Source organism: Paenibacillus pseudetheri (genome assembly GCF_924513355.1).
GTDB classification, from domain to species: Bacteria; Bacillota; Bacilli; order Paenibacillales; family Paenibacillaceae; genus Paenibacillus_AQ; species Paenibacillus_AQ pseudetheri.
Window position 1 is genome coordinate 1 of the sequence record NZ_CAKMAB010000032.1, and the last position, 21,532, is coordinate 21,532.

Sequence of the window (21,532 nt, forward strand, 5' to 3'; positions counted from 1 at the left end):
GCTTTCACGTTATCTGGAACTTTGTTAACCTTTTGGAACCGCCGTATGCGGACCCGCATGTACGGTGGTGTGAGAGGACGGGGGCTTGCCGCCCCCTCCTACTTGATAAATATAAGAATTTATATGTTCCATGTTGTAAATTATCCTTATATTTCTCGCTTAAACGCTTACCATCCTTATAGGGACGCCGAAGGCGTTTATGCTTGTTCATCCTCTAATAGCTCACGCAGCATGCCCTGGCGGTCATTCATAAATGCTTTGGTCACGGTATAGTGCTCTGTTTCCTCCAAGGCGACAGACCTTATACCCTCACCTTCTAGAAGAAAAATCTCAGCTCCCGGATAGGACATTAGAATGGGAGAATGGGTCGCGATAATAAACTGTGAATCCTGTTGCACTAGCTCATGCATACGCACCAGCAGAGACATTTGCCGCAGAGGAGATAAAGCTGCTTCAGGTTCATCAAGGATATAAAGTCCGCGGCCTCCGAAACGATGAACGAACGCTGCGAAAAAAGACTCTCCGTGAGACTGCTCGTGCAGAGACTTGCCTCCATAGGAGTTCTTGATTGGTGGACCAAAACTAGGTTGTTCATCTAATTCATCAATGTAGGAAGCCACATTATAATAGCTCTCCGCGCGTAGAAAAAAGCCGTCCTTCGGACGTCTAACCCCTCTAGCAATTCTAAAATACTCATATAGACTCGAATGCGAGGAACGAGTATTAAAAGAGAAGTTAAGTGTTCCGCCTTCAGGGTTAAAGCCCCATGCAGCAGCAATTCCCTCTAGCAAGGTAGATTTCCCTGTGCCATTCTCCCCGACAAGAAAGGTTACTGGCTTTTGAAAAATAAGCCGATCCAGTGTTCTTACGGCTGGCAGATGAAATGGATAGGTTTGGAATGATGGAACCTGATCACGAAGCAGTTCTGCATGGCGCAAGTACAACGTGGTGTTATTCATAGTGTCCCCCTTGTGAATGCCATAAATAATCATTTTCGCTCAGATATGACGAGATGTAAGTCTCAAGCTAGGCCTTTATAGTGCGTGTTCTAAAAGTATGGTTTTCAGCACCGAGAAGATTGAAAGAAGGTAGAAACTGAGGAGCGGAGCGTAGTGGAAGCTACGTGAGCACCGGAAGTTTCGCCTGAATTCAATATTCGATGTCGAGTAATCTTCTTGGGATACTTCGTGATCAAAAGCGGACTTTTTGAACAACCTCTTATAGTATACCAGCATCCTGTGAGTGGATGAAATCATCTAAGGTTCGGGCAAGCCAGGCAAAAGACAGGGGACATCTGCCAATTTAGTTCTAGTAAAGACAGATGTCCATGAGGCGAGTGCTGACTCCGCATATAGTTATACTGTCTTGAGAATACGACGGGGCAGGGTGAAGGCCGTGAAAGCGAGAAAGAGAAAAAAACACAAGCGTCCGCGGGAATATCGCGACGGTTATCACGAAGGATATCGTCTTGGCATGTGTGAGGCTGTGCAGCGTCTGAATACTCCAGGGGTCGAAGCCTGCCGACCATTTAAGTTAATGTATGTTCCTCAAGGATTTCAGGCAATCGACACTGGCGTAACAGAGGCGCTGCAGCAGCTTGTAAGTGAGCTTGTAATAAGCACTCCTGAAACGATGCTGGAAACCGCGGCACGGGAAATGCCTGGGGCAGTGCTAGTGATGAATGGGCTTCATGTATTCCCGGAAAATCATTTAGAACAGATTTCGGAGATAAGAAAGCTAGGTATCCCAACCGCCATTTGGTTTGTAGATGATCCTTATTTTACAGAGGATACTTCAGTCATTTGCAGGCATTATGATCACGTATTTACACATGAGCTGGGTTGTGTGGAGTTCTATCAATCCCTTGGGGTGTCATCGGTTCATTATTTGCCACTATGTGTCAATCCAAAGATGTTCTACCCACGGCGCACCGGCCCGAAATATCAGTATGACATTATATTTATTGGTAATGCATTTCGTAATCGGACAGAGCTGTTCGACGAACTGGCACCTTATCTTAAGGGAAAGAAAGTGCTTATCGCTGGGGGGTTCTGGGAACGCCTTGCAACCTATGATCAACTTGCACCTTTTATCAGCAATGGTTTTATCCCGCCTGAGGAGACGGCGAACTACTACAGTGGTGCAAAAATAGTCATTAATATTCACCGCCCGTGGGAAGAGGGTCAGGATAACCGGAATAGCTACCGCCTTCCTTCTCGTTCTATTAATCCGCGCACCTATGAGATCAGTGCCTGCGGTACTATGCAGCTTACGGATGTTCGTGAGGATCTGGGGAATTATTATCGGCCTGGTTATGATCTGGATACTTTTTTCTCCGCTAAGGAATTGCAGCAGAAGATTGAGTACTATCTGAAGCATGAAAAAGAGCGTCGAATCTATGCTTTACGGGGATTACGGACTACCATGCGCAACCATACATTCACTGCACGTTTGCCTCATTTACTGAATGTGATTGCTTCACGTGTATGAAATCTATAACGGGATAAAGGAGCGAGGATTATGAACAATAATGAATTTATTATGCCTACACCACCATTACCTCTGACACCTCCAGAGGAAGAAAAGCTGCGTGGTCGTCTGAGTGGTTTTAAGGGTGGTTATGACGAGGGCTATTTACGGGGGCGCCTTGCGATCCTGAATGGTCGGTCTGAAGAAGTATTTCCTGTACGGGATATTCATGTCATGTATGTCGCTTCTGGCAAAGGCTACCCTTACTCTCCTTTAGATGATGCGGTTCTTTGCGCACTGCAAAAATTAACAGCTCAAGTCACGATTACGGATGTGCGTCAAAATCTAGTAGAACTGACTGCAGCGCAAAGACCGGATCTGGTATTGGTGCTAGACGGTATGGATTTACCTCTTGAGCAGATCGATGCTATACGCACTAGTGGCATTCGGACAGCTATTTGGCTTACTGATGATCCATATTACACTGACTTTACGGTCAAGATTGTGGCTCACTACGATTTTGTATTCACACTTGAACGTAATTGTATTGATTTCTATCGGGGACTTGGTTGCCCTGAGGTCCATTATCTCCCTTTTGCTGCTCACCTGGAGCATTACCGTCCTACTACAACACGTTCGTCAGTCAATCGGGAAGTTAGCTTTATTGGCTCCGCCTATTGGAACCGGGTCAACTTCTTCCGTGAGATTCTCCCTGACCTAATGAACTATAACACGGTGATTAACGGAATCTGGTGGGATCGTCTGCCTGAGGCTCCGCTCTACGGTGACCGTATTGAAATTGGCAAATGGATGTCCCCACAAGAGACGGCGGTAGCTTACAGCGGCTCCAAAATCGTCATTAACCTCCACCGCTCACACATTGATGAAGTAGTTAACAATAATACGCTCTCGATTCCAGCCGTTTCTCCGAATCCGCGTACCTTTGAAATTGCAGCAACGGGCACGTTGCAATTAGTAGATGCCAGAGATGATATGGGATCTTTCTACAAACCGGATGAAGAAATTGTGACCTTTGCGAGTCCTCAGGAAATGATGGATAAGATCCGTTATTACTTAACCCATGAGGAGGAACGCCGGGCGATCGCGTTGCGCGCTTTTGAACGGACGCTCAAGGATCACACTTACGCAAAACGTATTTACCAGATGCTACAAGTAATCTACGGCTAGACTTGGGCCTGAACTGGATATGGAAATGTGCGCTTTGCAGGGGACAGGTGTCGTGCCGGCATCTGTTCTTCCTCGATATACTGTAGAACCAGACCTCAGCATATGCCTGCAACCTGATGAAAAGAAGCTGATGGAGCGGCTTGGATTAGCTGAGCGGAGGAAAGGTGAGTATGGGCTGAGAGGGCGAGGCTCGGGCTAAGATAATGCTTCCGAAGCGAGTTTCACTACGGAGTAAGAGACTGAGCAACGCTTCGTAAAACTAAGCGGATGCTATCGAAGCGAGTTTTACTGCGAAGTAAGAAACTTGAGTAAAGCTTTGTAAAACTAAGCGGATGCTTTCGAAGCGAGTTTTACTACGGAGTAAGAAACTTGAGCAACGCTTCGTAAAACTTTTAGGGAGGTGAATGGCTGCTCCAGGCCCTCGTTAGGGAGCGCCGAAACGCCATGGCTGATAAAGCTACAATCGTCCTCTTTTCACATGTATCCAATACACGCAGTATTACCGGAGCGGAGAAGCTGTTGTTGTTTTTCGCTCAGGAGCTTTCTCCGTACTTTAATTGTATTCTCGTTGCACCTCAGGACGGCAAGCTGACTGCTCAGGCTCGAAGCTTCGGAATAAGTGTACATTTGCTCTCGATTCCTCTTTTATACGGAATGTACACTCCTTATGGAGGGCTCGAGGCAGATGCTCGTAAATTCCAGGAAGGCAGGGAGTATCACGAATTAACAGACTGGCTGACCTCTCTGCGCCCGGCGTTTATTATTACAAGTACCTGTGTGCATGCTTTGCCAGCAATGGCTGCCAAGTCACTGGGCATTCCGGTGATATGGAAAATATCAGAGACGATAACAGACAATGAATATACACCCATTAGTGTAGAGCTGATTCATCGGAATAGTGATGAGATTCTGGCTATTTCACAAACGGCAGCAGCTTGCTTTCCAGAGGAAGTCAGAGCGGAGAAAGTGATCCAGCTTCCGCCTTCTTGGAATGACAAAGAAATGATGATTGAGGCTTGGAGTAAGCTTCGGGGCGAACGACGGCGAGAGCTAAAGATTAAACCGCAGGAGCAGCTGGTCGGTTATATTTCTTCCTTTATTAATACGGAAAAAGGATTGGAACATTTTGTGAAAATGGCTGTGCTTGTGTACGCAGTCCATCCTAGTGCGAAATTTGTTGTCATAGGTTCAGCTGGTGACAAAAGCTACTATGATCGCTGTGTCCGCAAGGTAAAGCTTGAGGGACTGTATACCCGATTTAAATTTGTTGGTTATGCTGAATGCCTTCCATCTGCTTATTGCGCAATGGATGTGCTGGTTGTTCCCAGCCTGATCCGCGAAGGCTTCGGAATGACTGCTTTGGAAGGAATGGCTTTTGGAAAGCCCGTGGTCGCTTACGACTCTGGGGGCTTGCGGGAAATCCTGCACGCAGCAGGCTGCGGCGAAAATCTCGTACCCGCGTCGGACATTTCCGCGTTGGCCGAAAGAGTCAACGTCATGCTGGCGCAGCCGGGACTGGCGATAACCATAGGCGCCCAAGCGCGGGAGCGCGTCGACGCCGTTTATGGTCCAGCGGCTTATCGGAGCCGCCTGCAGGGTCTTGCGGAGATGTGGAGCCTCCGCTATTGCAGCGCACCGCCGGTGCGCGAGGCTGACAGCGTAGTGGAACCATCCGCTGTCCTGCCTGAATTGCCCCTTGCGTCGCCGGCTTTGCCGCGAAGCAAGGGCCTGCTGAGCCGCGTCGCCCGCAAGCGACGCGGCAAAGCCCGGGCGCGCCGGCGACGCGGGCGCCCGTTGGTTTTGCGCCGCGCTGCTCGCAAGCGGCGTAAGGGTTCTGTCCGGCGGCGGAGCACCGCCGGGGGCAAGCGCCGCCGAGCCCGCCGGGGTGGGCGGCGGCGCGCAGCGTAAGTGCCTCGCTCGCCGCGAAGGTGGCAAGCTGAGCGAATGGCGAGGCATTTATGCCCCAGATTGCCGCAAATCCGGCCAAACGAGAGAAAAGAGGGGTATAAATGCCCTAGATTGTCGCGAATTTGGCCAAACGAGAGAAAAGAGGGGTATAAATCCCCCAGATTGTCGCAAATCCAGCTGAAACCGCCAAATAAACGGTACAAATCCCGTAGATTGTCCCAATCTGCTATTCTACCAATCCTGCTAAAAGCCCAACACGCGCTTCTAGCAGTCTCAGTCCACCCGACTGAGCCAAGTCAGACCATCATCAAATAGGCAGAGGAGTGAACTCATGAAGATCATGACGATTTTGGGCACGAGGCCTGAAATCATCCGCCTCAGTGTTATCATTCCGCTTCTCGACGAACATGCTGAGCGGCACATTCTGGTGCATACCGGCCAGAACTTCACCGCCAGTCTCAGCGGCATTTTCTTTGCTGAGCTAGGATTGCGGGCGCCGGATTATGTACTGCAGGATAGGCAAGCAGGACTCGGCGGTCAGCTAGCCGCCATGTTCGGAGGGCTAGAGAGCATTTTACAGAAAGAACAGCCAGACCGTGTCTTGCTTCTGGGGGATACGAATAGCGCGTTATGCGCAATTTTGGCCGAACGAATGGGTATTCCGGTGGTGCATATGGAGGCAGGCAACCGCTGCTATGACCTAAAAGTGCCCGAAGAGAAAAACCGCCGTGTCATAGATGCCGTTTCGACCATTAATATGCCATATACACAGCAGAGCAAAAGACATCTAATCAGCGAAGGCTTCCCTAGCAGACGTATTGTGTTAACAGGAAATCCGATTCATGAGGTCATGACTCATTTTGAACAAAAAATTCAGGCTAGCAGCATTCTGGAGCAGCTGAATCTTACCTCAGGGCAGTATTTCCTTGTAACAGCACATCGTGCAGAGAATGTAGATGATCCAGAGTCCCTTGTACAAATTATGTCAGGTCTTAACGAAGTGGCTGAGCATTTTGGAATTCGTTTAATATGCAGCATTCATCCTCGCACCCGCTCCAAACTAACTGAGCAATTTTCTCTTCCAATGAACCCTCTCGTTGAATTTCATGAGCCCTTCGGATTTTTTGATTTTGTTTATTTGGAACAGCACGCCTTGTGTGCCATTACCGACAGTGGAACCGTACAGGAGGAATGCTGCTTGATGAAAGTGCCGACCGTCACGATTCGCAGAACAACGGAGCGTCCCGAAACGGTAGATTGCGGAAGTAACGTGGTGTCAGGTGTTGACCAGAAAAGTATTCTACGTAGCGTCAAGCTGATGACGGCGCTTCGTCGGGATTGGGAGGCTCCGGAAGGTTACTTAACTCCGGATGTTTCGGTAAAGGTAGTTAAATTTTTGCTTGGAGGGAACCTGCATGTTCAATAATAAACGGATTGTGGTCACAGGCGGCACCGGTTCCTGGGGGCATGAGCTGATTAGGCAACTTCTGCCGCAAAATCCTAAGGAAATCATCGTATTCTCCCGCAGTGAGTCCGCTCAGGTGGCGATGAGCCGGGAGTTCGAGGATCAACGTCTCAGCTTTATCATTGGTGATATCCGCGACAAGGATGCGCTGGTCGCCGCTTGCCGTGGCGTTGATTACATCTTCCATTTGGCGGCGCTCAAACATGTTCCGGTCTGTGAAGATCAGCCCTATGAAGCACTGAAAACCAATGTAGTCGGAACCCAGAATGTGATTGAAGCTGCCATTGTGAATGGCGTAGAGAAAGCTATTTACATCTCAACCGATAAGGCTGCGAACCCGTCCAATTTCTATGGGATGACCAAAGCGATTGGGGAAAAGTTGTTCGTCTATGCCAATCTAATTGGCTCGAATACCCGTTTTGTAACCGTACGTGGAGGTAATGTGCTCGGAACGAACGGCAGCGTAGTACATTTGTTCATGAAGCAGATCAAGGACAAGGGACAGGTACGTATTACCGATATGAAAATGACCCGCTTCTTTTTCACACTACGCGATGCGATTACTTTGTTATTTAAAGCTTCTGAGGTTAGCTTAGGTGGAGAAATCTTTGTCATGACGATGCCTACTTGCCGGATTATCGACCTGGCGGAGGTGTTAATCGAGGCCTCTGGAGAGCCGAATGTAAGTATTATTGAGACTGGAATTCGTCCGGGGGAGAAAATACACGAGATTCTAATGAGCGATTTCGAAAGCTTAACAACCGTTGTCTACGATGAACAGTATCTAGTGATTCTCCCTACGTTGAACATGCCAGAATTAAAAGCACATTATAGCGCTTATCCTCATGTCTCCTTTAATAGCTTCAGTTCTGAGACGAATCTAATGGATCGGGAAGAGATCAAAAGCATCTTGATCCGGGGAGGGTTTCTGCAATGAAGCTGCTTATCCTTGGTGGAAACGGTATGGCGGGGCATATGCTGGCGGATTATTTTCGCCGCCAGGGCAAGCATCACGTCTTCCATACAACCCGGGATAAGAGCGATCTTGGCGGGCTGTATGTAGACGCGAACGATATAGCCGGAGTAGAGAAGCTGGTCGATATCGTCTCCCCTCATTGCATCATTAATGCGATGGGGGTACTCAATCAATTTGCAGAACGTGACAAAATAGGGGCTTATCACGTAAATGGATTTCTCCCTCATCACTTGTGGCGGATGGCGGAAGCTATCCATGCGAGACTTATTCACATCAGTACCGACTGCGTGTTCGAAGGAACACGCGGGGGGTACACAGAAGAGGATATTCCTGATGGAACCTCTGCCTATGCAATTTCGAAAAGTCTTGGCGAGGTGCAGCAACCTGGGCATCTTACGATCCGCACTTCGATTATCGGTCCAGAAATCCGCCCAGACGGTATTGGTTTGATGGATTGGTTTCTGGCACAGCATGGTCAAGTGTCAGGATACCGCCGGGTGATTTGGAACGGAGTCACTACACTCCAATTAGCTAAGGCAATGGATACGCTGCTGGATTCTACGGTATCGGGGCTGATCCATTTAGCGCATCCGAAGCCGGTAAGTAAGTATGAGCTCCTTCAGCATATTCAGGCTGCTTTTCATAAAGAGGATGTGGAAATCATCCCTGAGGATGAACATGTTCAAGATCGAACATTAGTGAATACAAGAACGGATGTTAATTTGCCGTTGCCTTCGTACCCATTGATGCTGCAAGAACTAGCTGACTGGATGAAACAGTCAGAGATGTCCCCATGAAAGGTCAAAAACTACTAATCACCGGGGCGGCCGGATTCACTGGTCGACATGCTGTTCATTTGTTCTTGGCAGGAGGCGCTGAGGTTACCGCTGTGGTGCGTCCGTCATCGACAGCGGGTGCCCTGGCTTCCGCTTTGTTTCCAGAAGGAGTGAAGGTTTATTACTGTGATTTAAGCAATCGGAAGGCCGTAGCTGAGATGATCAAGGAAACTACACCGGAGGCTGTCCTTCATTTGGCAGGAAACAACTCGGTGCCCGAGTCTTGGCGCAACCCTTTGCTCTATATGGAGACGAATGTGATGGCTACGTTATATTTGCTAGAAGCCATGCGAAGTCTACCTACCAGTCGAATTCTTGTAGCTGGCTCGCGACTTAAATTCAAACCGGGTGTGGTGGCAGGGCCACCACACCCATACAGCCTCAGCAAAACAATAGAAGAGCTGGTGTCTTTAGCTTGGGGGACGCTGTTTAAACAGCCCGTTCTGCTGGCTGAGCCCTGCAACCTAATCGGTCCCGGTCCTTCTACGGGTTTCTGCTCATTATTGGCACAGCATATTGTTCGTAGTGAAGTGCATGCAGGCGAAGAAATCCCTCCCTTTAAACTTTCTTCTCGCTATGCATTACGTGATTTTCTAGATGTACGCGATGCTGTAAGAGCTTATGATTTTATATTGCGCGAAGGAACTAATGGAATCATTTATCGAATTGATTCAGGGACACAGCGGCAACTTGGGGATATTGCGGAGCAGCTGATAAGCTGCTCCAGTACTTCAATTCCGATGGACTGGGGACCAGAACAAGCTGCTCTCTCTATTCCTGTTAACGGAGTGGCGGGGGATAAACTAACAACTTCAGATGCCTCTGCAACACCTGAAGAAAATGTAACTTCATTAGGCTGGAAGCCGGGAATTGAGTTTAGCCAGTCCTTAACAGATATTTTGGACTATTGCCGCGTGCACTGGGAAGGACGGATGTTATGAGACCGAAAGTATCGGTAGTGATTCCTTTTTATAACTGCCCTTATATAGAGCATGCCTTGCAAAGTGTGCTTACACAGTCTTGGGAACCTTACGAGATCATCGTCGTCGATGACGGTTCGACCGTTCACACAGATCTGATTAGACCGTATTTTCCGCGAATTCATTATTTAGGGAAAAGTAACGGAGGAACCGCCTCTGCACTGAATCACGGCATCTTGCATGCAAGCGGAGACTATGTGGCTTGGCTCAGCTCAGATGACTTATTTTACCGAGACAAAATCAATAATCAGGTGCTGTTCATGGAGCAGAACCGTTTGTTGATCTCCTATACCAACTTCAATTTTATTAACGGTCAATCCCAGTTACTCCAGATGAATGCAGCACTATTATTTCCTAGTCACCTCGAGTATTTACGTTGTTTTTTACAGGGGAACCCTATTAATGGCTGCACGGTCATGTTCAAACGAGAGGTATTTGGAGCGATTGGGCTTTTTGATGAATCACTTCCCTATACACATGACTATGATTTATGGTACCGTGCGATTCTGAACGGATATGCACCCGTGATGCTGAATCAGTCACTCACCGCTTACCGTAATCATGAAGGGATGGGGACGCTTAAGTATTACGATGTAATTATGGCAGAGGCAGCTGCAACTAACGCTCGCTACAAGGGTCCGCTCCAGCACTTGATCTCTTCGATGGGGGGGTGAGAAGGTTATGTACCGGGAAATTGAAGTGAATGACTTTCTACCAATCTTATTGGATCAGTTGAAATTTTGTGAAAGTATACTGGATATCGGCAGCGGCACCGGTACCCTGCTTGAACGGTATGAAGCTCAAGTAGTTCTTGGGCTAGAAATTCACAGACCTTACCTACTGCATCGTGAATATAAATCACCTCATATTATTCCGGTGCACGGGGATGCTTCTCATATGGATAAATTATTCCTTCCTAATACGTTCTCAGCAGTCACTTTTATCGATTCCATAGAACACTTTGAAAGGAAGGAAGGACAGAGATTACTCCAGATGGCAGAAAGAATCGCCTATAATCGTGTAGTCGTGTTTACACCTCGGGGTTTTTTTCCGCAGGAGGGAATGGACCATTATCACTTGCAAGGAGAACATTATCAAAAGCACCGGAGCGGATGGGAGCCAGAGGACTTTATGGAGCTGGGGTATGCTGTAACTGTACTTAAAGGCTTTCATCATGCTCAAAATCCATCGTTTCGTGAGGCGTTTGGTGAAGGGCATGCCCCGGTAGATGCCTTATTGGCTTGCAAAACAGTATAAAGGCCGAGCTTCAGGTGAAGGAGGTGAGCGCATGAATAAAGAACCTAAAGTGTCGGTGATCATTCCTTTTTATAACTGTCCATATGTGGATCTCGCCATCCAAAGCGTCTTGGAACAAAGTTATTCGAACATAGAGATCATTGTAATCGATGATGGGGCTACCCTTTGGATGGAGAAGCTTGAGCCCTTCAGGGATAAGATTATTTATATACGAAAAAGCAATGGAGGAACCGCCTCCGCGCTAAACAAAGGGATAGAAGTGGCTACTGGAACTTATTTTGCCTGGCTAAGTGCTGACGATTTATTTCATCCGAATAAAATTAATCACCAGATGCAAATGCTCAAGAGCACAGATACTTTGTTTAATTATACAGCCTATTATTATATAAACGAGCAGGGTGAGCGGATTTCCGAGACGATAAGTATGATTTTTGACAGCAGGGCACATTTTATTGAGACGATGATGTTAGGCTGTCCGGTGAATGGAAGTACGGTTCTTCTCCATATGGATATCTTCCGCACAGTAGGGAGATTCAATGAGAAATTGTTGTATACACAAGATTATGATCTTTGGCTGCGTATTTTGCCGTTTTATACATGGTCTTATATAGAGGAACCGCTGCTTGATTACCGAGTTCATAATGAAATGGGCTCAGTGATTCACAAAGAGGAGCAGAAAAAGGAGATTGAGCAGGTACAAGCAAGACATCGCCGGGTTCTATCACGCTTGTTGCAAAAGGAGAGAGGGAAATGAAATTAATATTTCCTGTTCTAACTCTAACTAGGGGCGGGGCGCAGCGTATGCTCACGGAGCTGGCTAATCGTCTGACAGAGATGGGTCATGAAGTGACGATCCTCTTACCCAGCGATGGTGTCGTAGAATACGAGATGAAATGCAAACTGATCTATGCAAAAGAAGGAGAACTGGCAGTAAGCGATTTTCCTGCAGGAGATGTGATTATCTCCAACTTCTATACCACAGTCGAGGTATCACAGCGGGCAAGTGAAGAGGGGAAAGGTATTCATGTTCGATTGGCGTTTTGTTATGAGCCTACCTTTTTACCTGACAATAGCCGTTCTTTTTCATCGTATAATATTGCACCTAACCTACTCGTTCTATCACACTGGCAACAAGGAATTGTCCAGATGAACCATGGAATTAAAGGGAGAATCGTGCCGATCGGGGTAGGTCCTGTTTTTAATAATATGAAAATCCGTGATCGTAATAAAAGGCTGGTAATTTCCGCGATTATGCGCAAACCAGAGGGTGGATTCTCAGCTCACCGTGAGCAGGATTATTTACTTCAGCAATTAAACAAGGTTAAAGCCCATCATCCAGAGGTTGAAATATATTTAATTTCTCCTCCCGGAGAACAAGCGGAATCTGCAACGCTACAAGCCCTAGTGAACGACGAACGTTATCAAATAAGAACTCCAGCGAATGATACAGAACTCTGTTTCCACTATAGTGAGAGCGACATTTTTGTAAGTTCGAGCACGTATGATACAGGTTCGTTACCAGGGATCGAGGCTATGCGTTGTGGTGCAGCGCTCGTTACGGTTTACGCCGGTGGGAATAAGGAATATTGCACACATGGCCATAACTGCTTAATGTCCTACCGATTTCAGAATCGGCTTGCAGATGACATTATAACCTTAATCAGAGATCCGTCTTTACGCCAACGATTGGCTCGTAAGGGTGAAGAGGTTTCACAGGATTTCACTTGGGAAAAAAGTACACGAATATTTCAAAATATGCTATTTGAGATTGTATCAAGAAATCCTTCTTAGTATGTCCCGATATTATAAAAGAACCTTCAAATCCACAAAAAAGTGGTTTGAAGGTTCTTTTGCAGTTAGAAGATGGCAAAGGAGTTCATCATTTCACGAAAAGACTGCGCATATTTTTCCGTACCGTAACGTGAAACCATATAATTTCTTCCTTGCTGGCGGAGTGCATTTCGCAGTGGCATATTGTTCATTAGCTCTAGTCCTTCATTGACGGCCGTTTGGATGTTTCCAAGAGGGTAAAATTTACCGGAAATATTATGCACAATAAAAGATCTAACGCCGTCGGAATCCGTGCTAAGCACGGGACAAGTGCAGCAAATGGCTTCCGCAACAGCATATCCAAATCCCTCTGTAATCGAGGTGGATAACAGAAACCCACCAGAATTGGCTATGGAGGAATAATAAATCGGCATCACATGATTTGGAATATTGGTAAAGGTGCTCAGACGGTCGTTCAGACCTAAGGTCTGCAATTCTTCTTGGAAGAGCTGCTTTTGATCCTCTGTGGCTAATTCAGGATCATGAAACATCCATAAATGAAGGTTTGGTTTGTGAAGGCGAATTTGATGGGCGATTCTCAAATATTCCCGCCAATTTTTGTTGCTTTCCAGACGTCCGACCCAAGCAATGACCGGATCAGCTGGAGGCTCAGCAGGGATGTGCTGAAAAGACTGAACATCAACAATATTGGAAATGACATATCGATGCAGCCATGGACAGATTTCAATAAACAGCTCCAGTAAATGATCCGTTGGTGGGATTAGGACAGCATTACAGTAGGAGCGGAAATAAGGAATAGCGTCTTTGATTAGATCTTCCGCATGACTCCGTTTTCCAAGTCCTTGAGATTCGTATATCAAAATACCGCCATAACCGAGCTCACGCAGACGCTTAAGCAATAAATAATCGGATGTAACAATAATGGCATCATAGTTATGTGTCTCAAGAACTTCTTTAATCTCCTCATCTATAGAGGAAATGAAGACCGGAAAATTAGCCTTATTCTGGCTTCCTGAACCAGGCATTAGATATAAAACATGACATTCGATCCCATTACGCTGGAGACTCTCGCACCGCAGCTTATTTAAGGTCTCCACCCCGCCACTCGGTATATAAAACGTGAATAAAACTTTCATGCACGTGCCTCCTGACTTTTGCGGAGCAATACCGACTCGTTGAAATACGGCTTACTGTTTATAAGATACGCCGATGTGCATTCGCAGGTGACGGTAAACAGACATAGTTCCAAATCCTTTCAGGATAGCTTGTTCTTCGGAAGGTCATGCTAACGACTGTTACGCTGCACACATACAACAATAGAGATGGAGGATGAATTCATGATGCGATCCAAGATCAGCTTGTCAGTCTCAGCCGCATTACTTCTAGGCTTAGTGAGTATTACAGGGTGTGGGACGAACACGGCAGAAAAGACTAATGTGCAAACTAATAGTGTCCGGGGGGTTAATGACGGACGCATCGGTGTAAACTCCGTACGCGGAGGAACAATGGGTACGCATAATTTTACTAAAATGGAGGTTAGTCAGGAACTTGCTGATCGTATTGCTGCTATGCCTGAAGTTCGCACTGCGAACGTAATGCTTGCAGGTAAAAATGCGTATGTCGCCGTAACGTTACATGATACAACTACTGGTCTTCGGGCTAAAGGTACTACATCGTATCGGGCCAAATCGTCTACAGTTCCTCACAATTATGGTCCGACTGGAGTAATGTCGGGTACAGGAAGAGTGAAAATAGGACGCGATGGAATGAATGATACAGGGGTCGTAACGAATGGAACGAACGGAACCCTAAGAGGCACTGTGAATACAGTCCCTGGTACTACAAGCACTGGACCTGCAACACTTGGCATGGGTACTCACAGAAATGGAACAACCGGAATGGGAAGTCTGGGAACAGGTACAGGTACAGGGACAACTGGGACAACTGGGACAAGAACCCATACTTATAATAATGGACCTTTGCTGAATAGCAACGGTTCGAAACGTGATGTCAATATGGGGATCGGTATTGGTAACGGAATGGGTATGGGAACAAGAAACGCAACCGGAACAGGAACAGGAACGACAAATGGTTTAGGGACTGGAATGGGCGTTCGCAGTACCACTCCAAACTACACCAATAGTACGCATGGTACGAATTACAGAAGTAATTCGACTCACATGAACAGTACTCATTCGACCCACATGAACAATACAAATAACACTATGAATATGAAAGAAACAGATACGGTAACTAAAGAAATTAAAGCGAAAATCGCTGCTGAAGTTAAAAACCATGATGCAACAATTAAGGATGTATATGTATCAGCAAACCCAGACTTTGTAGAGCGTGTTAACGTTTATGCGGAAGAGGCCCGTGCGGGTCATCCGATCAAGGGTTTTGTGGATGAATTCCGGACGATGGTTGTGCGAATTTTCCCAACGCGTAATTATTAATCAATAGTTTTTTTATAAACAAAAAAAGCAACAGTCCTCACCTTTGTGGCGAGAATTGTTGCTTTTTTATTATATAGCCCCCTAAATGGTACTTGGGCGACCGCCAATCCATACACCTCGCAAATTCAATTCAGCGTCAAGACGCAGAATATCACCACGTTTTCCGGCTTCCAAGGTACCGATGGAACGCTCCATTCCAATGGAAATCGCCGGAGTAAGGCTTGCAGCACGGGAGGCCTCTTCTAGGCTGAGCCCTACTTCTTGTATGAGATAACGGAAGCCACGAATCATGGTAAGTGTACTACCCGCCAAAGCGGCAGGGTTATCTTTAAGTGTGGCGATGCCATTTTGAACCAGTACAGGTAAATCACCGATTGTATATTCACCATCACTAAGACCAGTTGCAGACATGGCATCTGTAATTAATAACAAATTGTTATCTTTTTTTAGATTAGCCACTAGAGAAATCGCTGCCGGATGAACATGTATGCCATCGGCGATGATCTCCGCACGTATGCGTTTATCGAACATTACAGCACCAGCAGCTCCAGGCTTGCGGTGATGTAGTGGTGTCATTGCATTAAACATATGCACGGCTTGATTTAATCCGGCATCTGCCGCGGCAATAACCTCTTCAAAGGAAGCATCAGTGTGACCGAGAGCAGCGGTAATACCATGCTTACGTAGCCAGAGGATAGCTTCTAGTGCACCTTCGCGTTCCGGAGCCAATGTGACTTGCCGGATCATGCCTGGATAATCATTCTCCCATTGTTCCAGCCACTCAATATTGGCAAGAACAATATGCTCAGGGTTTTGTGCACCGGACCATTTCGGGCTGATGAACGGTCCTTCCAAATGCATGCCCGCGATTTGGGTGTATGGCATCTCAGTGGCGCGATATGCGTTTATTTCGGCAAATACTTGGTCAATGGCAGTCTTGGAAGCGGTCATGGTCGTAGCCAGCATGGTAGTTGTGCCTTGGGTGCTGTGAAACTTAGTGATGGTATTTAGCGATTCAGCATCACTATACATAAAGTCGTGACCAGCTCCGCCGTGTACATGCACATCTACAAATCCAGGAATGAGCAGGTCTTCGGAAGCTTCACCACTAGCAGGCCAGTGAGCGTAAACCTCTGGAAGCCATGCTGCCTCGCCGGCATAATGAATTTGCTCACCCGATACGGCAATCACGCCATGCTCAATTAATCCTTGGGGAGTCAGCACTTTACCAAACAGTAATTTTCCTGGTTCTTTATTTATTTCAGCCATTTTCCTGCTCCTTCATCTACAAGGACGATTACATTTGGATGGCTCTGCAGTAAAGATGCAGGGCATTGGGTAGTAATCGGACCTTCAACGGCATTCCGGATGGCTTCAGCTTTGCCAGCACCGCGTACTAACAATAGAATCTGGCGAGCTTTCAGAATGCCGCCGATGCCCATGGTTATTGCTTGCCGTGGTACATCGTCCAAAGAGTCGAAGAATCTGGCATTTGCTTCCCGTGTGTCTTCAAGCAAATCAACGACATGGGTTTTGCTGCTGAGATTGTCATCTGGTTCATTGAACCCGATATGACCGTTGCTTCCAATCCCGAGGATCTGCAAGTCAACCGGTCCGTTCTCTTCCAGCATTTTGTCGTATGCGAGGCACTCCGCTTCCATATCTGCTGCATTGCCGTTAGGGATATGTGTCTGTCCTGGGTCAATATCAATATGATTGAATAATTGCTCGTTCATAAAACTGCGATAGCTCTGCGGGTGATCAACAGGCAATCCGATATACTCATCAAGATTGAAGGAAGTGGCTTTCGAGAAGCTTACAAGTCCTTTTTGGTGCATTTCAACCAATTTGGCATAAACACCAACTGGGGAACTTCCGGTAGCTAGACCGAGCACTGCTTTTGGATTGCTTTGAAGCAGGCTGGCGATAAGATTCGCACCCGTTTGTACAAAATCTTCATCACTATTGAACTTAAGAATATTCATTAAGATTGACCTCCTCGTTTGTTTCGGTAATGTTGGACATTCAAATAAGATTGCTCCAGTCTAGGAATAAAATCCCCAAAACGGGTGCTGACCATTCCAGTAAACAAAATATCAATGATGTGTAGCTGGGCAATACGTGAAGCCATATCTCCTCGGCGCATTCCTTTTTCCAGAGAAGAGGAGAAGAGTGGAATATCAGCCAAAGTTGCCAAGGTGCTGCTGCCGTAAGAGGTTAGCGCGATGGTGCTTGCTCCGCTGCCTTTGGCACAAGCTAAAGCATCAATGGTCTCTGGGGTTTCTCCGGAATACGATACTGCGAATACAACATCGCCTTCAGATAGCGAAGAGGCAGATGTAATCTGCATATGGGAATCGGCGAAAGCGGTGCAATTCACGCCAATGCGGATCAGCTTCTGATAGAAATCTTGTGCGACAATGGAGGAAGTCGCCATCCCGTAAAGATCCACTCGCCGTGCTTGGCACAATAAATTAACGGCTGCTTGTAATCGTTCCAGATCTAGGAGTGAAGTAGTATCCCGAATGGATGTCAGGTGGTTCGTCTGCATCGCTTCCACAATTACGGAAAGCGGGTTACCTGCAACGATATCCTGATAAGAAGAACCGCCATCCTGAGGCGCTGCATCGCTATGAGCAATTTCAGCCGCCAGCTTTACTTTGAAATCTGGGAAGCCTTTAAAATGCAGAACCTTACAAAAACGTGTGATAGTAGCAGGACTAATACCGCATTGCTCCGCGAGTTCTGTGATGCCCATATGAACGATTTCACCTGGTGATGACAGGATCCGTTCCGCCAGCTTGCGCTCCATTTGAGAGAGCTTGGACTTTTCATGCTCAAGTGCATATAAAATTGGGGACATCCATCCACCTCGACTTCTAATGTAGCTTTTTAAAATTATTTTTAAAATTACTTCTTTAAATAAGAAAATTATTTTCATACTCAGAATAAAACAAAATCTATCCGGATGCAAGGGGTAAAAATGAATACAATAAGGATAATATGCGAGAATTATTAGTCTCTCTTCTATATTAAATAAAAACGGCCCACTCACAGAAGACTGCGAGGTGGACCGTTTTTGAACAATACCTGAAACGTGCTATACCGTAGAACGTTCAATAATACGATACTCAAGCTTACGGTGTACAGGATGACTATCATTATTTTGGATCTGATCATAGATGATCCGAAAAGCTGTAACGCCCATATCGGGTAACTGGTTATCTATGGTGGTTAGACCTAAAGATCGTCCGATCGGCTGATCGTCAAATCCTATGACCGCAAGATCCTCAGGAATACGGATACCGTTCTTCCACGCTTCGATGATTAGACCGGCTGCCACATGATCGCCTGTTATAATTAGGGCATTGGGCCGGTTCTTCATTTTCAGCAGTTGGTGCAGTACACGCCCACCATCCTCTTCATTCATACAGTTATACATCATCCATTCTTCCTGAAAAGGCTGGCCTGTAGCGGCTAGAAAGTCACTAAAGGCAATTTGCCGGATAGAACTACTGCTGCCATGCTGTCTGCCTTCACAGTAACCTATCTGTGCATACCCCTTATCATGCAAGTATTGCAGGCCGGAGCGAAAAGCGGAATAATGTTCGATATACACAGAAGAGAAGCGGCGTTCACCTCTATCTTGGCAGATGACTATCGGGCCATATGCTGTATATTCATCAATGACTTCTGAGCTCATTCTCGTAGATACAATTACTACGCCGTCAATTTCTTTGTTGCGCAGCATCTCTAGAACCTTGAGTTCTTCTTCATGACGATAATCGGTCTGGCACAGAATCAAGCGGTATTGCGCCAGCAGCGCTTCTTGAGCCAAGCCTTCAATTATTACAGAGAAATAAAAAAGGTTGATATTAGGAATAATAACGGCAATAGCATGGGTACGGCCGGTAATTAGATGCACGGCATTCATATTACGCGTGTAGTTTAATTTTTCAATCGTATTTAAGACAGCGGTTCGTTTGGCTTCACTTACATAAGGGTGATTATTGAGTACTCGCGAGACCGTTGTCACGGAAACACCAGCCATACGGGCGATTTCTTTTATATTAGCCATTTGAGAACAACAGCCTCCCTTTGGTGCTTGTGTGTAATGTCTAGTCTTTTTATTCTATCATATCGTCTGTAAATTACCTCGCAAATAAAAAGCTTGCTATGGAATCCATTTCATAAATTAGACTGTAATTGCAAGGGATTACCGGACTAAACCGGCGTAACCTAACGGGCGTGACGGACCGGTACATCTAGCTTCATTTCTAATGTGAAAGTCACAGGATTAGCTTCTTATAAATGCTACGAAAAACGGTTGTCATCGTTATAGGATGACAACCGTTTTTTTCTTTGTAGTTATACAGTTTGTGACGCTTTTGGTGCTCTATTGCGTAGCATCTCCCACACAATAAACGCAAGGACAAGCAGCTGAGGAACTAAAGTTTCCCAAGTTGGATACATCCCGAGCCAGCTAATAGAAGGTAACCCATCCTGTACATGTGCAGGTAGTTTTCCTGCGACTTGAAGGGAGTGAATGCTCTCTCCAAGAAAGCGGAATACTAAATAGTAAATAAGAAATGTAGCTGTACGGAAGAAGGCGGCAATCGGCAATTTCGCACTTAAGGCAATAATTGCGTAACCCACAATCCCTAGAATCACTAGAGCACTACCGATCCCTAGCAGCAATTGAGACACTTTAATGGAAGGGGCCATCCCTACATAAAAAATGGTGGTTTCTGCTCCTTCACGTAAAATCGCAAGCGCTGCTACGGAGGACAATGACCAGAGATTGCCCTTGGCTAATGCTCCATCCACTTGCCGTCCAACATAGTTGTTCCAATTTGCGGTGTTTGATTTACTATGCAGCCAGCGTCCAATGGTAAGCATCATAATGACGGCTACAAGACCTGTGATGCCTTCAATCATCTCACGTGCTCCACCAGATGCCGCGCGGGAAATGGTATAGGTGAGTAGAACGGCTAATCCGATACTCGCTACAAGTCCTACAGCTGCACCAGACCAAATCCATTTCTGTGCTTTTGCGTTGCCATCACGTTTCAGGTAGGCAAGAAGGGCAGACAATACGAGGATCGCCTCCAGTCCTTCACGCAGAAGAATTAGCGCAGTATCCCAAGCATTATAGGTTGTCTCGCCAGCCAAAGGAGTCAGCTCAGTGACCATATTATCCATGATCTTTAAGGCTTGATCTAGCTTAGGTGGATTAGAGAGCAGATAGCCAGTGACTGCTGTACTTTCGTTCTCAATATTGGTATAGACCGCTGGAGATGCGATCTGTACTTGTCCTTCAGCAGAGGGCCAATCTACGATGAATTGCTCCATGATGTTAGCTGCTTCTGCGCTGTTGCCTGCTTTGGCGGTGGAAGCAGCTTTACTCAGATGGCTGATCAGTCCTTCAATAGATGCTGGTTTACCGGAAGTATCCCCAGCATCTATTGCTTTGCCTTCACTGTAATCGGCAAGCAGCTGATACAAGGCCTCAGCTTCTGATTTCGCCGACTCCTCGCGGAGCGGTTCTGCCTGCAGCGCAATGCGCAGCAGGCTTATCTTCGTCTCCAGCAAGCTGTAGACGGCGGAATTGTCGGCCCGGATGTTGCGCTCTGCCGGCTTCCATCCGCTGACGATGTCGCGGTATGCTGCCGCTGCCGCGCTCCAGTCGGCGCTGCGCGCCGCATCCCGCGTGCGCTCCGCCGCGGGCAACAGCTTCGCCGCCGTCTCCTGGCCGGCGGCTCCAGTGTCACCGCCGTCCGTGCCGGAGGCGGCGGTGACATACGCATCCACGCTTCTTGCGAGCGTGGACAGTGCCGTTTTGGCGGGCGCACCATCGCCCGCCGCAAGGGCCGCCGCCGCGTCTGCACGCGCGGCGTCAACGGCGGCAGCCGGACCGGCAAGTGCCGGGTCCGGCGTGTTCGCGTTCGCGGTGCGCCACAGCGCTGCGAACGCTTCTACATCGGCGGCGGCCGCGTCCCAGCGGCTCTGGCCGGCTTCGACGAGCGCGCTGCCGACAGGCGGCAGCAGCTCCTCGACCGAGCCATCGCCCTCCGCCCCCGCCGGGTTAGATAGCATCAGTATACACATGATGCTAAACAGAATCAGTACGGCTGCCTTCGATAGCAGCCGTTTATTAAGAGAGTACATCGGGATAATCCCCTTTCAATAATGGACAGGAACATTTG

At 47.1% G+C, this 21,532-nt stretch carries 20 protein-coding genes; 13 read left to right on the forward strand and 7 right to left on the reverse strand.

The genetic code is table 11. The annotated features are described in order from the left end of the window. Positions 1 to 197 precede the first annotated feature (197 nt). Positions 198 to 959, reverse strand: a complete 762-nt coding sequence (locus tag L1028_RS22410; protein ID WP_149644975.1) for an AAA family ATPase — start codon at positions 957 to 959, stop codon at positions 198 to 200. 514 nt (positions 960 to 1,473) lie between these two features. Between L1028_RS22410 and L1028_RS22415 the strand changes: the two genes are divergently transcribed. The 12 genes from L1028_RS22415 (at position 1,474) to L1028_RS22470 (ending at position 12,870) form a co-directional block, all read left to right on the forward strand. After that, positions 1,474 to 2,490 (forward strand): CgeB family protein, encoded by a 1,017-nt coding sequence (locus L1028_RS22415; protein WP_423803077.1) that lies wholly within the window; start codon positions 1,474 to 1,476, stop codon positions 2,488 to 2,490. Positions 2,491 to 2,541: 51 nt separating this feature from the next. Next, a complete protein-coding gene (locus L1028_RS22420; RefSeq protein WP_234539990.1) occupies positions 2,542 to 3,657 on the forward strand; it encodes a CgeB family protein in 1,116 nt (371 codons plus the stop codon). A gap of 19 nt (positions 3,658 to 3,676) precedes the next feature. Then, positions 3,677 to 3,856: a hypothetical protein gene (locus tag L1028_RS22425; RefSeq protein ID WP_234539868.1), complete on the forward strand. Its 180-nt coding sequence runs from the start codon at positions 3,677 to 3,679 to the stop codon at positions 3,854 to 3,856. A gap of 245 nt (positions 3,857 to 4,101) precedes the next feature. Continuing rightward, positions 4,102 to 5,565: a glycosyltransferase family 4 protein gene (locus L1028_RS22430; RefSeq protein WP_234539870.1), complete on the forward strand. Its 1,464-nt coding sequence runs from the start codon at positions 4,102 to 4,104 to the stop codon at positions 5,563 to 5,565. A 331-nt stretch (positions 5,566 to 5,896) separates the two neighbouring features. Next, entirely contained in the window at positions 5,897 to 6,991 is a 1,095-nt protein-coding gene (gene wecB, locus L1028_RS22435) for a non-hydrolyzing UDP-N-acetylglucosamine 2-epimerase (RefSeq protein ID WP_234539871.1), read from the forward strand. Further along, complete coding sequence (locus tag L1028_RS22440; protein WP_234539873.1) at positions 6,981 to 7,967, forward strand: polysaccharide biosynthesis protein; 987 nt, start codon at positions 6,981 to 6,983, stop codon at positions 7,965 to 7,967. Before wecB ends, L1028_RS22440 begins: the two co-directional genes overlap by 11 nt. Continuing rightward, entirely contained in the window at positions 7,964 to 8,803 is an 840-nt protein-coding gene (locus L1028_RS22445; protein ID WP_234539875.1) for a dTDP-4-dehydrorhamnose reductase family protein, read from the forward strand. The genes L1028_RS22440 and L1028_RS22445 overlap by 4 nt, the downstream gene beginning before the upstream one ends. After that, positions 8,800 to 9,783, forward strand: coding sequence for an SDR family oxidoreductase (locus L1028_RS22450; RefSeq protein ID WP_234539877.1), 984 nt, complete (start codon positions 8,800 to 8,802; stop codon positions 9,781 to 9,783). The genes L1028_RS22445 and L1028_RS22450 overlap by 4 nt, the downstream gene beginning before the upstream one ends. Beyond that, positions 9,780 to 10,496 carry a glycosyltransferase gene (locus L1028_RS22455; RefSeq protein WP_234539878.1) on the forward strand — a complete coding sequence of 239 codons (717 nt, stop codon included), beginning with the start codon at positions 9,780 to 9,782 and terminating at the stop codon, positions 10,494 to 10,496. Before L1028_RS22450 ends, L1028_RS22455 begins: the two co-directional genes overlap by 4 nt. 7 nt (positions 10,497 to 10,503) lie before the next feature. After that, positions 10,504 to 11,079, forward strand: coding sequence for a class I SAM-dependent methyltransferase (locus L1028_RS22460; RefSeq protein WP_234539881.1), 576 nt, complete (start codon positions 10,504 to 10,506; stop codon positions 11,077 to 11,079). 31 nt (positions 11,080 to 11,110) lie between these two features. Continuing rightward, a complete protein-coding gene (locus L1028_RS22465) occupies positions 11,111 to 11,833 on the forward strand; it encodes a glycosyltransferase (protein WP_234539883.1) in 723 nt (240 codons plus the stop codon). Next, positions 11,830 to 12,870, forward strand: a complete 1,041-nt coding sequence (locus tag L1028_RS22470; RefSeq protein WP_234539885.1) for a glycosyltransferase family 4 protein — start codon at positions 11,830 to 11,832, stop codon at positions 12,868 to 12,870. The genes L1028_RS22465 and L1028_RS22470 overlap by 4 nt, the downstream gene beginning before the upstream one ends. Before the next feature lie 65 nt (positions 12,871 to 12,935). Here L1028_RS22470 and L1028_RS22475 read toward each other — a convergent pair whose 3' ends face one another. Further along, entirely contained in the window at positions 12,936 to 14,006 is a 1,071-nt protein-coding gene (locus tag L1028_RS22475) for a glycosyltransferase family 4 protein (RefSeq protein ID WP_234539887.1), read from the reverse strand. A gap of 201 nt (positions 14,007 to 14,207) precedes the next feature. Between L1028_RS22475 and L1028_RS22480 the strand changes: the two genes are divergently transcribed. Next, positions 14,208 to 15,326, forward strand: coding sequence for a YhcN/YlaJ family sporulation lipoprotein (locus L1028_RS22480; protein WP_234539889.1), 1,119 nt, complete (start codon positions 14,208 to 14,210; stop codon positions 15,324 to 15,326). Between the two features lie 81 nt (positions 15,327 to 15,407). Here L1028_RS22480 and nagA read toward each other — a convergent pair whose 3' ends face one another. The 5 genes from nagA to L1028_RS22505 form a co-directional block, all read right to left on the reverse strand. Beyond that, entirely contained in the window at positions 15,408 to 16,595 is a 1,188-nt protein-coding gene (nagA, locus tag L1028_RS22485) for an N-acetylglucosamine-6-phosphate deacetylase (protein ID WP_234539891.1), read from the reverse strand. Further along, a complete protein-coding gene (gene nagB, locus L1028_RS22490; RefSeq protein ID WP_234539893.1) occupies positions 16,583 to 17,311 on the reverse strand; it encodes a glucosamine-6-phosphate deaminase in 729 nt (242 codons plus the stop codon). Before nagB ends, nagA begins: the two co-directional genes overlap by 13 nt. After that, entirely contained in the window at positions 17,311 to 18,189 is an 879-nt protein-coding gene (locus tag L1028_RS22495; RefSeq protein ID WP_234539897.1) for a MurR/RpiR family transcriptional regulator, read from the reverse strand. The genes nagB and L1028_RS22495 overlap by 1 nt, the downstream gene beginning before the upstream one ends. Before the next feature lie 237 nt (positions 18,190 to 18,426). After that, the gene (locus tag L1028_RS22500) at positions 18,427 to 19,404 is read right to left on the reverse strand and encodes a LacI family DNA-binding transcriptional regulator (RefSeq protein ID WP_234539900.1); all 978 of its coding nucleotides are present in this window, start codon (positions 19,402 to 19,404) and stop codon (positions 18,427 to 18,429) included. Positions 19,405 to 19,694: 290 nt separating this feature from the next. Next, on the reverse strand, positions 19,695 to 21,494 hold the full coding sequence (locus L1028_RS22505) for an FTR1 family iron permease (protein ID WP_234539902.1): 1,800 nt from the start codon (positions 21,492 to 21,494) through the stop codon (positions 19,695 to 19,697). Positions 21,495 to 21,532: the final 38 nt, after the last annotated feature.